The sequence below is a fragment of the Paenibacillus sp. N22P23 genome, from assembly GCF_059383735.1.
The window spans coordinates 506,645-521,783 of the sequence record NZ_JBXENT010000003.1 but is presented as its reverse complement, the minus strand read 5'-3'; the positions used below and the strand labels follow the sequence as shown (position 1 = coordinate 521,783).

The 15,139-nt window shown below is 52.8% G+C and carries 11 protein-coding genes; 10 read left to right on the top strand and 1 reads right to left on the bottom strand.

Features of this window, described 5'->3' with window-relative positions:
* The first annotated feature begins 7 nt into the window (after nucleotides 1-7).
* The 7 genes from AC506A_RS17550 to AC506A_RS17520 all read left to right on the top strand — a co-directional run bounded on the left by AC506A_RS17550 (nucleotide 8) and on the right by AC506A_RS17520 (nucleotide 10,059).
* Entirely contained in the window at nucleotides 8-928 is a 921-nt protein-coding gene (locus AC506A_RS17550) for a carbohydrate ABC transporter permease (protein WP_495462301.1), read from the top strand.
* Nucleotides 928-2,052, top strand: coding sequence for a family 8 glycosyl hydrolase (locus tag AC506A_RS17545; RefSeq protein ID WP_495462300.1), 1,125 nt, complete (start codon nucleotides 928-930; stop codon nucleotides 2,050-2,052). Before AC506A_RS17550 ends, AC506A_RS17545 begins: the two co-directional genes overlap by 1 nt.
* 79 nt (nucleotides 2,053-2,131) lie before the next feature.
* A complete protein-coding gene (locus AC506A_RS17540) occupies nucleotides 2,132-4,207 on the top strand; it encodes an alpha-glucuronidase family glycosyl hydrolase (protein ID WP_495462299.1) in 2,076 nt (691 codons plus the stop codon).
* A gap of 371 nt (nucleotides 4,208-4,578) precedes the next feature.
* Nucleotides 4,579-5,649, top strand: coding sequence for a mannonate dehydratase (gene uxuA, locus AC506A_RS17535; RefSeq protein WP_495462298.1), 1,071 nt, complete (start codon nucleotides 4,579-4,581; stop codon nucleotides 5,647-5,649).
* Nucleotides 5,646-6,497 carry an SDR family oxidoreductase gene (locus AC506A_RS17530; RefSeq protein ID WP_495462297.1) on the top strand — a complete coding sequence of 284 codons (852 nt, stop codon included), beginning with the start codon at nucleotides 5,646-5,648 and terminating at the stop codon, nucleotides 6,495-6,497. Before uxuA ends, AC506A_RS17530 begins: the two co-directional genes overlap by 4 nt.
* 17 nt (nucleotides 6,498-6,514) lie before the next feature.
* Complete coding sequence (locus AC506A_RS17525) at nucleotides 6,515-7,318, top strand: Nif3-like dinuclear metal center hexameric protein (protein WP_495462296.1); 804 nt, start codon at nucleotides 6,515-6,517, stop codon at nucleotides 7,316-7,318.
* A gap of 380 nt (nucleotides 7,319-7,698) precedes the next feature.
* Nucleotides 7,699-10,059 (top strand): glycoside hydrolase family 95 protein, encoded by a 2,361-nt coding sequence (locus AC506A_RS17520; protein WP_495462295.1) that lies wholly within the window; start codon nucleotides 7,699-7,701, stop codon nucleotides 10,057-10,059.
* A 50-nt stretch (nucleotides 10,060-10,109) separates the two neighbouring features.
* On the opposite strand, the gene AC506A_RS17515 is transcribed toward AC506A_RS17520, so the two are convergent.
* Nucleotides 10,110-10,973 (bottom strand): helix-turn-helix domain-containing protein, encoded by an 864-nt coding sequence (locus AC506A_RS17515; protein ID WP_495462294.1) that lies wholly within the window; start codon nucleotides 10,971-10,973, stop codon nucleotides 10,110-10,112.
* A gap of 140 nt (nucleotides 10,974-11,113) precedes the next feature.
* Here AC506A_RS17515 and AC506A_RS17510 point away from each other — a divergent pair, with 140 nt between their 5' ends.
* The 3 genes from AC506A_RS17510 to AC506A_RS17500 all read left to right on the top strand — a co-directional run bounded on the left by AC506A_RS17510 (nucleotide 11,114) and on the right by AC506A_RS17500 (nucleotide 14,663).
* Entirely contained in the window at nucleotides 11,114-12,604 is a 1,491-nt protein-coding gene (locus AC506A_RS17510) for a tagaturonate reductase (protein WP_495462293.1), read from the top strand.
* An 83-nt stretch (nucleotides 12,605-12,687) separates the two neighbouring features.
* Nucleotides 12,688-13,647: an aldo/keto reductase gene (locus tag AC506A_RS17505; protein ID WP_495462292.1), complete on the top strand. Its 960-nt coding sequence runs from the start codon at nucleotides 12,688-12,690 to the stop codon at nucleotides 13,645-13,647.
* Nucleotides 13,644-14,663 carry a zinc-binding alcohol dehydrogenase family protein gene (locus AC506A_RS17500; RefSeq protein ID WP_495462291.1) on the top strand — a complete coding sequence of 340 codons (1,020 nt, stop codon included), beginning with the start codon at nucleotides 13,644-13,646 and terminating at the stop codon, nucleotides 14,661-14,663. The genes AC506A_RS17505 and AC506A_RS17500 overlap by 4 nt, the downstream gene beginning before the upstream one ends.
* The last annotated feature ends 476 nt before the right edge of the window (nucleotides 14,664-15,139 follow it).

Here is a 15,139-nt window from a genome sequence, read left to right as displayed (position 1 = left end):
GAACAGCATGGCTAAATCGCAAGAAAATATGGCCCGTCATTCGTCGGCAGGAGATCGGCTGTTCGATATCGCCAATTACACGTTCATGGTACTACTCATGATCGTGACACTATATCCATTCATCAACATGCTGGCTGTTTCGCTCAACGATGCGGGGGACTCCATTAAAGGCGGCGTCTACTTATGGCCTAGAGTATTAACCTGGGAAAATTATGATTATGTGTTCAAGCAGGGAGAAATATTGCACGCGACTATGGTCTCTGCTTCGCGGACGATTCTCGGCACGCTCATCTCTACCTTCTGTTCGGCGATGGTCGCTTATACGATCAGCCGTCCGGAATTTGTATTGCGCAAATTCGTTACGCTGGCATTCGTGCTGACGATGTATTTTAATGGCGGATTGATTCCGAACTTCTTGCTGATTCGTGAGCTTGGCCTTATGGGGAACTATTGGGTCTACATTATTCCGGGTATTGTCGGCGTATTTAACATCATCGTTATTCGTTCCTTTATTGAGGCATTGCCGGAAGGCATCCTGGAATCGGCTCGAATTGACGGCGCAGGCGAGTTTACGACATTCCTGAAGATCGTTATGCCTTTGTCGATGCCGGTGCTAGCGACGACATCGTTGTTCACGGCAGTCTACCACTGGAATTCCTGGTTCGATGTGTTCCTGTATAACTCGTCGCATATTAACCTAAGCACGCTGCAATACGAACTGATGAAGATGCTCCAAAACTCGAATGCTTCGATCAGCTCTTCCGGCGGCAATATGGATGGCTCAGGCGGAACGGCTGCTAACTTCGTCACACCGACATCCATTCGAGCTACGATGACGATTGTCGCGAGCTTGCCGATTGTGATGGTCTATCCATTCCTGCAAAAGTACTTTGTTAAAGGGATGACGCTCGGAGGGGTAAAAGGCTAATGGGGGCGCATCACAATCTATTGCTTGCTTACGGTTATGACGCAAAGGATATCGAGGCGAAGGTCGAGCAAACGTGGGAGCTGCTGTTCGGCGATCATGAAGCGACGAGAATGTATTACCCGGCCGGTGACGATATGGGTTATATGCTCGATACCGGGAACCTCGATGTTCGGACCGAAGGCATGTCCTACGGCATGATGATGGCTGTACAGCTGGATCAGAAGGATGTCTTCGATCGGCTTTGGAGATGGAGTTATCAGTACATGTACATGACCTCAGGCGAGAACAAAGGGTATTTCGCCTGGTCCTGCAACACAGATGGAACGAAGCGCTCGAACGGACCGGCGCCGGATGGGGAAGAATATTTCGCGCTTGCGCTATTCTTCGCTTCCCATCGGTGGGGTGACGGAGCGGCGCCGCTGGATTACAGCGTAAAGGCGCGTGCATTGCTGCATGACTGCATACACAACGGGGAAGACGGCATCGGCTACCCGATGTGGAACCCGGACAATAAGTTAATCAAATTCGTGCCTAACTGTGAATACTCTGATCCGTCGTATCATCTGCCGCATTTTTACGAGCTGTTCGCTCTATGGGCTAATGAAGCGGATCGCCCGTTTTGGAGAGAAGCGGCGGAAGCCAGCAGAGCGTATCTGAGGCTGGCTTGCCATCCGAAAACCGGCCTAGCACCGGAGTACGCCCATTACGACGGAACGCCTAACAATGAGCGCGGGTACGGACATTTCTTCAGCGATTCTTACCGGGTCGCAGCCAATATCGGATTAGAGGCGCTGTGGTTTGGCGCAAACAAGTGGATGACGCAGGAGGCGAAGCTTATTCAAGCGTTCTTCGCCGATAAGCATCCCGATGATTACCGGCGGTATACGATTGCCGGTGAGCCGTTCGAAGAGCGATCGCTTCATCCGATTGGGCTCATCGCGACGAATGCAGCCGCATCGTTAGCAGCGCCAAATGGCCCTCATGCGAGAGAGAGCGTGGCCTTGTTCTGGAACACGCCTGTTCGCGAGGGTGACCGTCGCTATTATGATAATTGTCTCTACTTATTTGCCTTGTTGGCGCTAAGCGGGAAGTACCGAATATGGTCAGCAGAAGCAGCAGAATAAATGGATATGTAGTAGGTAGGGTCTCCTGTTACAGGAGGCTCTTTTCATTTAACCAAATGAGAGGCAGGTTGTTGCAGACATGAATAGAAGATTAACAGAGAGCGGCTATGCATGCTGGCTTGATTATAAGCTTATCGCGAATGAACCAATACGCAGTGGATATAGGAAGCTATGCTCGCAGCTTGTGATTACAGGAAATTCACCGCTGATACAAGCGGCTCGTAGAGAGTTGAAGCTTGCGCTTAGTGCGATGCTCGGAGAAGCTCCGCAAGAGGTGGAGGATGTTGCTGATGCTGACGGGGGCTTGCCGACTATTGTGGTCGGTACTATTGGCAGCTCCGAACTCTTGAACCCGCTGGCCAGCCTCTATAATTTCGATGAGCTGGGCGAGGAAGGGTATGTCATTCATGCATCCGATGATCGACGGATCTATGTGTCAGCTGATGCGGATAAAGGCGTGCTGTATGCGGTCTTTCATTTGATTCGGCTGTTGCAAACCGGGGAGAGTATCGAGAAACTCGCTATTCACGAGCTGCCGAGCAATGATCTTCGCATGATCAACCATTGGGACAATATGGACGGATCGATTGAGCGCGGGTATGCCGGGAGAAGTATTTTCTTCCATGAGGGTCGATTTATCGGGGACTTGGATCGTGTACGGGACTACGCAAGGCTGCTGGCATCAGGAGGCATTAATGCCCTTACGATTAATAACGTTAATGTGCACAGCCAGGAATCGAAGCTCATTACCGACGAGTTTCTGCCGGAGGTAGCGAAGACGGCGGATGTTTTCCGCGAGTATGGCATCCGGCTTTACTTGAGCGTTAACTATGCGAGTCCGATGGAGCTTGGAGGACTGGATACGGCAGATCCGCTCGCGCCGGAGGTAGCGGAATGGTGGCATGGCGCGGCGAAGAATATATACCGCTATATCCCGGATTTCGGCGGATTTCTGGTGAAGGCGGATTCCGAATTCAGACCGGGGCCGTTTACGTATGGACGGAATCATGCGGACGGCGCTAACATGCTGGCAGATGCGCTGGCCCCATTCGGCGGCGAAGTGATTTGGCGCTGTTTCGTCTACAACTGCCTGCAGAACTGGCGAGATCGCAGCACGGATCGCGCTCGTGCGGCCTATGACCATTTCATGCCTTTGGATGGAACGTTCCGGGATAATGTCATGCTGCAGATTAAGAACGGGCCGATGGATTTTCAGGTGCGGGAGCCGGTTTCGCCGTTGATTGGCGGGCTGAAGGACACGAATCACCTGCTTGAGCTGCAAATTACGCAGGAGTATACGGGCCAGCAGCGGCATGTGTGCTTCTTGGTGCCGCAGTGGAAGGAAGTTTTCGACTTTGATACTTATGCGCGTGGGGAAGGATCTACTGTTGCAGAAGTAGCAAGTGGGCGGCTGTTCGGTAGAGCTCGCGGCGGTGTTGCGGCAGTTGCCAATATCGGGGACGATGCGAGCTGGACCGGACATATTTTGGCGCAGGCGAACTGGTATGGCTATGCGCGGTTGGCATGGAATCCGAGTTTAAGCGCGGAGCAGATTGCGCGCGAATGGATTCGGATGACGTTCGGGCTGGATGCGGAGGTGGAGCGTGTCGTACTGGAAATGCTGCTAAGCTCGTACAGCATTTACGAAGACTATACGGCTCCGCTCGGTGTGGGCTGGATGGTCAATCCGAATCATCATTATGGCCCTAACGTAGACGGCTATGAATATTCCAAGTGGGGCACGTATCACTATGCGGATTGCCATGGCATGGGCGTTGACCGTACCGTGCGCAGCGGCACTGGTTACGCGGGACAATATCATTCTCCGGTGGCAGAGCGGTACGAATCAGTGGCGTTATGCCCGGATGAGCTTCTATTATTCTTCCACCATGTCCCGTATACGCATCGGCTTAAGAGCGGCAAGACGGTGATTCAGCATATTTATGATACGCATTTCGAAGGCGCGGAGCGCGCGGAACAGCTAGTAGAGCAGTGGAATTTGCTAGCCTCGCTTGTTGAAAGCGAGCGGTATGGGCAGGTGCTTGAGCGACTCACTCACCAAGCGGAGCATGCGGAAGAATGGCGTGATTGCATTAATACGTATTTTTATCGCAAGTCGGGGATTGCCGATGAACGTGGGCGTTTGATTTACTGAAGTTAGGTTAATGCGCTAGGGCTGCAGGGATCAGGGATGTGCTTTCGGCCGCTGTTGATTGTGTGTTCTCTATGATTAGAATTGGAGGTAACAACACACTATCAAAGGCGGCACCTAAACTCTACGGCACAAAGTCTCTCCAGCGCAATCCCTTTTTCCTTTCGCAGCTTAATTAAGTTAAGACTTAATTAAGTAAAGGCTTAAATAATAATCCTTTGAAGAGAGGGGGAGGAGAAGGGATCAGGGATGTGCGTTCGGCGCGTAGACTCTATGGCACAAAGCTCTCCAGCGCAATCCCCTTCTCCCATTCGCAACTTAATTAAGTAAAGGCTTAAATAATAAACCTATTAAGAGAAGGGGAGGGAAGCGGCATGAGAATGGTGTTCCGCTGGTATGGGAATGGCAATGATACGGTTACGTTGAAGCAGATCAAGCAAATTCCCGGTGTGGAAGGCATTGTTTGGGCGCTGCATGATGTGCCTGCGGGAGAAGATTGGCCGATGGACAAGATCCTTGCTTACAAGGAACAAGCGGATGCATACGGTTTGCATCTGGAGGTTGTTGAGAGTGTGAATGTCCATGAGGATATTAAGCTCGGGCTGCCTTCTAGAGACCACTATATTAATAATTATAAGAAGACGATCGAGAAGCTGGCAGTGGTTGGCGTGAAAACGATCTGTTACAACTTTATGCCGGTATTCGATTGGGTACGGACGGAGCTGTTCAAGGAGTTGGGTGACGGCTCGACGGCGCTCTTCTATGAGAAGGCGAAGGTCGACAGCATGGACCCCGGGGAGCTTGTGAATCGCATAGCTAATGAGCTGGATTTTACGATGCCGGGCTGGGAGCCGGAACGATTGAAGCTGCTGGCGCCTTTATTTGAGCAATACAAGCAGGTGTCGGCAGAAGATCTGTGGAGCAATCTGCAGTATTTTCTGGAGCAGATTATCCCGACCGCGGAGCGCCATGGCATTCAAATGGCCATTCATCCGGATGATCCGCCTTGGCCGATCTTTGGATTACCGCGCATCATCAACAGCCAGGATAGTATCCGCAGGCTGCTTCAGCTAGTCGACAGCCCTTACAATGGCGTAACGCTGTGCAGTGGATCGCTTGGCGCTAATCCGGCCAACGATATTGTGGCTATGGTGAATGAGTTTAAGGGCCGTATTCCATTCGCGCATATTCGGAATGTACGCGTCTATGACAATGGGGATTTCATTGAAACCTCGCACCGGACCTCCGATGGTACCGTAGATATTGCAGGAATCGTGCGAGCCTATTACGAAACGGGATTTACCGGCTATGCCCGTCCGGATCACGGAAGACATATCTGGGACGAACAATGTCGGCCGGGTTATGGGTTGTATGATCGCGCGTTAGGCATTATGTATTTGTGGGGCGTTTGGGATTCCATGCGTGCAGGCGAGGTGACGAAATGAGTATTCCTAAACATGAGCATTTGCGAGGCAAGGTAGCTGTCGTGACCGGAGGAAGCGGCGTCTTGTGTTCCGCGATGGCAAAGGAGTTAGCGCGGCAGGGAATGAAGGTAGCCATCCTTAACCGGACGGAGGAATCCGGCCGGAAAGTGGCAGAGGAGATTCGCGAGGAAGGTTATGAGGCAATAGCTGTTGTCTGTGACGTGCTCGATGCTGCAAGTGTAGATGCGGCGGCTGGCGTGGTTGCGGAGCAGCTGGGCCCGTGCCATCTGCTCATAAATGGTGCAGGCGGCAATCATCCGGAGGGCAGCACGACAAACGAGATTTTTAAGCCAGAGGATGTCGGCATCGCGGGTATTCGTACCTTTTTCGATTTAACGGAGAAGGGCTTCGGGTATGTATTTGACTTGAATTTTAAAGGCACCCTGCTGCCGACGCAGGCTTTTGCGAAAAAAATGCTTCATGTCGAAGGGGCATCGATTATCAATATTTCGTCGATGAGCGCGCCTAGTCCGATGACCAAAGTGCCGGCGTACAGCGCAGCTAAAGCAGCGATTGATAATTTCACGCAGTGGCTCGCGGTACATATGGCGGAAGCGGGAATACGGGTCAATGCGATCGCGCCGGGCTTCTTCCTGACGGAACAGAATCGGAAGCTGTTAACGCATGAGGACGGTACGCTGACAGATCGTTCTCATAAAATCATTACCCATACGCCGATGCGAAGATTCGGGAAGCCGGAGGATCTGCTGGGCACGTTAGTTTGGCTGGCGGACGATAGCGTATCTGGATTCGTCACCGGGGTCACCGTTCCGGTGGATGGCGGATTTATGGCGTATTCGGGCGTATAGGATAGGAGGTGGCTGGGATGACGCTCATTGTTCAGGACGTGCTTGATGCGCTGACGGCGACGGTGCCGAGTGGGGCTGCGTGCAGAGCGGATAAGTTTCTCTTCGGCGATGCCGGGCAGGCTGTCAGCGGAATCGTCGTCACCTTCATCGCATCGCAGCAGGTGTTGGAGCAGGCGGTTGCGTTAGGTGCGAACTTGGTGATTTCGCATGAAGGGATCTTTTATAGTCATCATCATGATGGGGAAAGTGAAGGGGCATTTGTGGGGACGGTGCATGCTGCTAAGAAACGGTTTATTGCTGAGCACGGTCTTGCTGTCTACCGCTTCCATGATGGCTTGCATCGGCAGAAGCCCGACGGCATTATGGAAGGTTTGCTTCAAGAGCTGGGCTGGGAGGCGTTCGTCGTGGAGCATCTTCCTGCTGCTTCGATTGTTGAGCTTCCTGCATGTACGGGACTCGAGATTGCGGCTCATGTGAAATCGCGGCTTGGGATTGGGTCGCTCCGTGCTGTAGGTGATCTGTCCGCGGAGTGCCGGCGCGTTGGGTTGCTCGCTGGTTACAGGGGAGGCGGAGCGTTGGCGATTCCGCTTTATGAGCAGTACCAGCTTGATCTGATCCTGTACGGCGAAGGCCCGGAGTGGGAAACGCCGGAGTACGTGAGGGACGCTGTTCACATCGGAGCGGCGAAGTCACTCCTCGTTCTCGGCCACCTGGAGAGTGAACAGCCGGGCATGAGGCTGCTGGCCAATCGGCTCAGTCGATTGTTCGCGGCCGTGCCGGTGCACTATGTAAATGTTGAATCTGTATTTCAAGTGGTATAGATGTGGGGCTGTCTCAAAAGTGTGCATGGCGACTTTTGAGGCGGCCTTGTTTTTGTTGTGTTTGTAGGGCGAGCGGGCCTGAAGCAACTCATTGATCGAAGAAGGGCGAATGTAGTGAAAGAGTAGCTCCCAGGGCAACACAATAGTTTGAAAGGAGGGGCGATTAGGAGAAGCTCATCTGGGGATCTACATTGATTATACTGCACAATTTGCAACATTCCCCAGTTCATGAACATCGAGGTGCTAGGTGGTTCCAGCCCAATGTACGAAGGAAAGTTTTACACGATCCTCAAAATTGGGAAAAATTACAACACAGACGTTCAGAAGTTTGATAGTGTGTGAGTAGGACAACATCAAGGACTGATTGGGAGGGAAATGAATTGAAATTGCATTATCCGGGACCTGCACGAGTTTGGACGGAAGCGCTGCCAATTGGGAATGGTCGATTGGGTGCCATGATTTATGGCAGTGTGGAAAGCGAGCAGCTGCAGCTAAATGAAGACACACTTTGGTCGGGGCCGAACTTTAATTGGAACAATCCGGAGGCGCTTGCTGCTCTGCCGGAAGTTCGCCAATTGCTGGCGCAAGAGAAGTACGTAGAAGCAGATCAGCTATGCAAACGAATGATGGGTGCATACACGCAGTCGTATTTGCCGCTTGGCCATCTGCATCTTCTGTTCGAGCACGGTAATAATACGAGCGACTACCGCCGGGAGCTCCGCATTGATGAAGCGATCTCGACGGTGAATTATCGGATTGGCAATGTAGCTTATACCCGGGAGTTTTTTGCCTCGCATCCGGATCAAGTAATCGTGATCAAACTGACTGCCAGCCAGCCGGGCAAGATCTCCTTCCATGCCAAGCTGAGCAGTCCGCTTCGTCACCGTACGGACCAGGGCGGAGCATCCGACCTGCTGCTAAGCGGCATAGCACCTGAGCATGTCGCGCCGAGCTATCAGTCTTCGGATAATCCGATTCGATATGGCGATGAGTCAACGTCCAAAGCCATTCGTTTCAACGGAAGGCTCGCAGCATCCGCGGATGGCGGTACTGTCGAAGCGAGCCCTGATGGGCTGCGTGTAAACGGCGCGACGTCGGTTGTCCTGGTATTCGATGCGGCGACGGATTTCGCTGCGAAAGAAGAGCAGCCTGCGATCCGCACCTCCCAGCGTGTTCATGCGGCGCTGAGCCGTTCGTACGAGGAGCTTCGCGCACGGCATATCGCGGATTATCAATCGCTGTTCAATCGCGTTGAGCTGGATCTGGGCCAAGCATCGGAATCGGACGAGCTGCTTCCAACAGATAAGCGGATTAAGCAGAACGGGGCAAGCGACCCCGGGCTTGTGAAGCTGCTGTTCGATTTCGGTCGCTATTTGATGATTGCTTCATCGCGGCCGGGAACGCAAGCGACGAATCTGCAAGGCATTTGGAATCAAGAGACCAGGCCGCCATGGAGCAGCAATTATACGATCAATATTAATACGCAAATGAACTATTGGCCGGCAGAAACCTGCGCGCTCGCGGAGTGTCACGAGCCTATGATCGACTTGATTGAGAAGATATCGCAGAGCGGCCGGGAAACGGCACGTATTCATTACGGAGCCCGCGGCTGGACGGCTCATCATAACACCGATATTTGGGGACATACGGCACCGGTCGGCGATTTCGGAGAAGGCGATGCCGCGTGGGCATTGTGGCCGATGGGCGGACCTTGGATGGCCCAGCATTTATGGGAGCACTACGCATTTAGCAAAGATAAAGCTTACCTAAGAGATAAGGCGTATCCGATTTTGAAAGAATCGGCGATGTTCTGCCTGGATTGGCTCATTGATGACGGCCAAGGAAGACTCATTACGTCACCATCCACATCGCCAGAGCATAAATTCGTGACCAAAGACGGCTTTTCCGGTGTCAGCGTGGCTTCCACGATGGATCTATCGATTATATGGGACTTGTTCACGAACTGCATTGAAGCATCCGAGGAGCTGGAGATCGATGCGGAGTGGCGGGCGGAGCTGGCAGCAGCCCGAGAGCGCTTATTCCCCTTGCAAATCGGCAAGTATGGTCAGCTTCAGGAATGGTATAAGGATTTCGAGGATGAGGATCAATTCCATCGTCATGTCTCGCATTTATTCGGTGTTTATCCCGGCCGTCAGCTGACCGAAGCAGGTACACCGGAGCTGTTCTCGGCTGCCCGTCGTTCGCTGGAGCGTCGCGGCGATGAAGGAACCGGTTGGAGCTTAGGGTGGAAAACCGGCCTATGGGCACGTTTTGGAGATGGCAATCGCGCACTCGCTCTAGTGAACAACTTGCTTCAACTTGTCGATGAATATGCAAAAGAAAACTATCACCGCGGCGGCGTGTACGCCAACTTATTCGACGCTCATCCGCCATTCCAGATCGATGGCAATTTTGCCGCGACGGCAGGCATTGCGGAATTGCTGCTCCAATCCCATCAGAATTACGTATGGCTGCTGCCGTCACTGCCGGATGCTTGGTCAAACGGATCGGTTAAGGGCTTGCGTGCTCGCGGTGGATTCGAAGTCGGCATTACGTGGAAGGAAGGCAAGCTGTATAAGGCAAGCATAAAATCTCATGTCGGGGGCGGCTGCACCCTGCTTTCAGAGTCGCCAATTACGATTACGGATGCAGAGGGAAACTTAGTCGATGCCGAACTGTTAGGCGGAGGCTTGTACCGATTCAACACTCATATGGACGGAAGCTACTCCATTACCGGATAAGTTTCGAAGCCGCCGGGAGCGAGGAGATACCTCATTCGCCGGCGGCTTTTTTAGGTGCGATGTCGATAAGCCGAAGGCGTCATGCCAACAATCTGTTTGAACACCCGGTGAAAATAAGGCATGCTCTCGAAGCCGCATGCTTCGGCAATGGCTGCGATTGTATCCTCCTTTTCGAGCAGGAGCTCCTTGGCTCTCACAATTCGTTTTACCGTAATAAACCCAGTGACGTTCATCCCGGTGCTCTGCTTAAATACGCGGCTGAAATGCGCAGGGCTGACAGAAGCCATCTGACTAAGCTTGCTGAGGCTGACATCCTCCGTAAAATGTTGGTCCATATACAGTAAACTATCCTTCATCCAGCTCGGACCGATAAAGGCTGAACTGGCTCTATGCTTCCGCTCGCCACCCTTCTCCCGATTGACCGCGAGCAGCAGCTGCTCTACATACAGAACAATGGCATGGCGAAAGCCTGCATGCGCGGTCCGCAGCTCAGATTCAACCCCATCTAGCGCTCGTTCAACACCTTGCTGAAGTGCCGGCGTACATGCCATTTTGAACATATGATTCATGCGGCTTTGCTCGAAGCATTGCAAATAAGAGAACGATTCACCCGACAGCACGATGCGCTCAAATAGAATCGGATGAAAAAAAATGGCGGTGGACGTAACGGGATCATCCTTATCCGGAAAAGCACGATGAATGGTGTTGCCCGGAATGAGAAAGAGATCGCCTTCATTCATGTCATAAATAGTTCGGTCTATAAAGAAAGTACCTTTACCGCTGTACACGTAGACAAGCTCAAACCAATCATGCAAATGATCGGGTAATTCACGCTGCGGTGTCTTCCTATCCTTGTACGTAATGGCAAAAGGGAAGGATGGCTGTGCATCGAAATGTTTGCGTATAGGATTCATGTGCGAGCGCTCCTTTAGAGGCTTTTCTTTCATTATGATATATCAAAATAGGGTATAAATCTGCAAGTATTTGCTCTTTTATGATCTGTTGATGCTGTTACATTTAAGATAAGACCAAACAAGCAAAGGGGTTTGAATCGATGGGGACACAGCTGGGTCGCGAGACATTGCCTGCTAAGCAGCGGCAAGCATACGAGGTTATGAAGCAAAGCCCGGTCACGGTGCTGCAAATTGGCGAAGGCAACTTTCTGCGCGGTTTCTTCGATTGGATGATTCATAAGTGCAAGGAGCAAGGTTTATTCCACGGAAGCGTGGCGCTGACGCAGCCAAGGCCGGGCGGCAGGGCGAAGATCAATAGGCTTCAAAGCCAAGACGGTCTCTACACATTAGTAACGCGGGGGCTGGAAAATGGGGAGCGAGTGGAGAAAAAGGAGATCGTGTCCGTCTTCTCTACAGTCTTCGACCCTTACAGTGACTGGCAGCAGCTCGTCGCACTGGCGGAGAGTCCTTCCCTGCGTTTTGTCGTTTCCAACACTACGGAGGCCGGACTCGTTTACAACCCGGAGCCGCTTGTGGAAGGCGAACCGATTCAGTCATTCCCGGGCAAAATCGCATGGCTGCTCTATCGCAGATATCTAGCGCTGGGCAGCAGTGGAACCGAGGACAATGGACTCATTTTCCTGCCGTGTGAGCTGCTTGAACGCAATGGCGATGAGCTGAAGCGCTGCGTGCTGCAATATTGCGAGGATTGGTCGCTACCGAAGCCGTTCAGGGAATGGGTAACGACGCATAATCGCTTCCTCAATTCGCTTGTCGACCGCATTGTAACGGGCTATCCGGCAGGTGACCAAGCGGATGCGTGGTTCTCCGAATGGGGCTATGAAGATGCGATGCTGACTACGGCAGAGCCGTACCATTTTTGGGCAATTGAAGCGGAATCGGAGCTGGACGAAGAGCTGCCTTTGCAGCAGGCAGGGCTAAACGTACGCTGGGTCGATGATCTGCGTCCTTATCAGCTAAGAAAGGTGCGGATCCTTAACGGCGCTCATACGCTCATGACCCCGCTTGCACTGCTGCATGGCGAGCAGTTCGTCAGAGATGTCATGATGAATGCGACCTTTAATGCCTTTGTGAAAGAAGCCGTTGCCGTTGAAATCGTTCCGACGGTTGCCATGCCGGAAGAGGAATTAACGGCGTATGCGGAGGCCGTGTATGAACGGTTTCTGAACCCATACATTAACCATCGTCTCGCGGATATTGCCATGAACAGCCTTAGCAAGTTCAGAGCTCGGCTGCTGCCAACGCTGCTTTATTACGTGGACCGCGGAGAGGCGCTTCCGCAGCGAATCGTGAAGTCACTAGCCGCACTTCTGCGCTATTACCAGGTCGTTCGGGAAGGCGATATTTTCGCAGGTCGCACGCTTGATGGCACTCCCTATACGGTTAGAGACGATGCGGCGTCATTGGAGCTTTTAGCTGAAAGCTGGTCTAGTAAGCGTCCGCTTGAAGAGATTGTCCCATTGCTGCTCAGCCATAAGGAGATTTGGGGCACCGATTTGTCTGCCATCGGCGGGCTGGCGGAAGGGGTTACGACGTTCATTCTGGAGATGGAAGCGAGTCGTGATGAATAGTTGGATGCGATTCATGCATGGTGCAGACGAACAATGAACGGTTCACGAGAGTGTTATTTTTAAGGACGGGGTGATCCTGTAGGATGAAATACCGCAAGCTTGGCCAAACCGGATTGGATGTTTCGATACTAAGCTACGGCGCATCTGCGCTGGGTTCTGTGTTCCGTGACATCGACGAAGCAGAAGGAATTCGAACCGTGCACGAAGCCATAGATCAGGGGATTAACTATATGGATGTGTCGCCTTTCTATGGCCTCACTGTGGCAGAAACGGTATTGGGCAAGGCGATTAAGGACATTCCGCGAGACAAATTCGTATTATCTACCAAGGCCGGGCGCTATGGGTTGAATGAGTTTGATTTCTCAGGAAGACGCATTCGCAGCAGCATTGATGAAAGCTTGGCGAGACTGCAAACCGACTATGTGGATATTCTCTTCCTGCATGATATCGAGTACGTTCCGGCTGCGATTGTTTTGGAAGAAGCGATTCCTGCAATGCTGCAATTGAAGGAAGATGGCAAGATTCGTTTTGCGGGCATCAGCGGCCTGCCGCTAGAATTGTTTGAGCAGATTATTGGCGCGAGCCCGGAGAAGCTGGATGTCGTTCTGTCGTACTGCCATTATTCAATGAACGACACGTCGCTTCTAGGTCTGCTGCCGCTTCTGGAAGAGAAGGGCATCGGTCTTATCAATGCATCCCCGCTATCGATGGGATTGCTCAGCTCGCGTGGAGCGCCGGATTGGCATCCTGCCGGTGAGCGAATTAAATCGGCATGTGCAGAGGCGGCTGCCTACTGTGTGAAGCAGGGGACAGACATCGCCAAGCTGGCGGTTCAATACTCCACGATGAATGGGCAGATTCCGACGTCGCTCGTTAGTACGGCGAACCCGGACAATATACGCCGAAACGCTGCATGGGTGGACGAACCCATTGATGAAGCAGTGCTCGCGGAAGTGCTCGAATTATTGAAGCCCATTCATAATGAATCGTGGGTCAGCGGACGTCCTGAATATAACACGAAGATTGGCAGGGGGCAGCTATGAAGGGAATCATATGTGCGGAAGTAGACCGTTTCGAATGGACGGACGGTTTGCCTGAGCCGGTGGCGGAAGCGGGACATGCCATTGTCAGCATTAGACGAATCGGTATCTGTGGGACGGATCTTCACGCGTTCAAAGGCAATCAGCCGTTCTTCTCCTATCCGCGAATTCTCGGGCATGAGCTTGCGGGCATTATTGAAGAGGTTGGCGATAATGAGCAGGGGCTACGTGCCGGTGATCAAGTTAGCATTATTCCGTATTTGCATTGTGGCGTTTGCATCGCCTGTCGCAGCGGCAAAACGAATTGCTGCACCGATATGTCGGTGCTCGGCGTGCATCGCGATGGCGGCATGAGAGAGCGGATCTCGGTCCCGGTCGCTTGTTTATTGGCGGCGAATGGACTGACGCTGGATCAGACCGCTGTGCTGGAGCCGCTTGCGATCGGGGCGCATGCCGTGCGCAGGTCAGGTCTTACCGCGGGCGAGACGGCGCTGGTCATCGGAGGCGGACCGATCGGCCTCGGCGTGATGGCCATTGCCAAGCACAAGGGGGCGAAGGTCATCGCGATGGACGTGAGCGACGATCGGCTTAGCTTCTGCGGGCAATGGGCGAAGGCCGATGCGCTTGTAAACGCGCTGCATGATGAGCCGGTTCAGCGAATCATGGATGCGGCGGGCGGCGAACTGCCAACCGTCGTCTTCGATGCGACGGGCAATGCCAGGTCCATGGGCGACTCGTTCCGTTATGTGGCACATGGCGGCCGGCTCGTCTTTGTCGGACTCGTTAAAGCCGACATCGCCTTCAGCGATCCCGAGTTTCACAAACGCGAGCTCACGCTGATGGCAAGCCGAAATGCCACAAGAGAAGACTTCGACACCGTCTTGGATGCGCTGTCCGCAGGCACCATTGATGTCGGCCGCTACATCACGCACCGGGCACCGCTGGCCGAGATGATCGAGCAATTTTCCGGCTGGCTAAAGCCGGAATCGCGAGTGATTAAAGCGATGGTGGAGCTTTAATTTCGCCGGCGATCGGCGGTGGCGTCTAGCCGGTGATGCCATCGCCGAAAGCGGCATATCCGCTCTCGTATGGCGAAATAGCTCGAAAGAGACACTGGTAGAGGATATACCGCTCTCAGCCACGATAATTCCAGTAATATCGGCCTGCAGCCGGTGATTTCATCGCTAAAAGCGGCATATCCGCTCTCGTATGGCGAAACTACACGAAAGAGACACTGAAAGCGGATATGCAGCTCTCAGATCAAAGTAATCCTAGGTAGAGAATGGTTAGTTGTCGCGCTGAGAGTCGGTTTTTCCTATTCTCAGTGTCCGCAGAGGGTTCAGATTGGCTAGTTTGAAGGCTGAGAGACGGATATTCCGACTCTCAGCCTTATTTCGGGTTGTATTTGGCACTGAGAGTCGGTTTTTCCTACTCTCAGCGCCCCCGAGGGGCTCGGTGGCGAAATCCGTGACTAGATGCAAGCAGACCCGAATAG